Genomic DNA, 609 nt, shown 5'->3' on the forward strand with positions numbered 1-609 from the left:
GCCTGGTCGAGGTGGCCTGCTGGGCCCATGCCCGGCGATACCTGTACGAGGTGTTCGACCACACCGGTTCGGCCACGGCCAAGGTGGCGCTGGAGACGATCGGCGACCTCTTCGCCATCGAGCGCGAGATCAAGGGCCGCAGACCGGCCGAGCGCCTGGCCGCCCGGCAGGAGCGATCGGTGCCGCTCCTGACCGATCTGCGGCGGCAGTTCGACGACGCCCTGGCCCGCACCAGCACCAAGGGCAAGCTCGCCGTGGCAATCCGCTATTCCACCGCCCGCTGGCCGGCGCTGACGCGCTACACCACCGACGGCAGGCTGGAGATCTCAAACAACGCGGCGGAGCGGGCCATCAGACCCCTGGCTCTCGGGCGCCGCAACTGGACCTTCGCCGGCAGCGACGCCGGCGGCAGGCGCGCCGCCGCCCTCTACACCATCATCGAGACGGCGAAGATGAGCGGCCTTGATGTCGAGGCCTATCTCGCCGACGTCATCGCCCGCATCGCCGACCATCCGATCAATCGCATCGACGAACTCCTGCCGTGGCATTGGCGGCCCCTCCGTCAGGCCACCCCTGCCACCTGATCCGCGGCCTTCGGCACTCGCATAC

The 609-nt window shown here is 69.8% G+C and carries 1 protein-coding gene; it reads left to right on the plus strand.

Annotated elements, in window-relative coordinates; genetic code table 11:
- Positions 1–584 (plus strand): IS66 family transposase (locus FFK22_RS42115; protein WP_186002987.1); only part of this gene is annotated, 584 nt, incomplete at its 5' end.
- Between the last annotated feature and the right edge of the window lie 25 nt (positions 585–609).

It is taken from the genome of Mycobacterium sp. KBS0706, from assembly GCF_005938675.2.
Lineage (GTDB): Bacteria > Pseudomonadota > Alphaproteobacteria > DSM-16000 > Inquilinaceae > Inquilinus.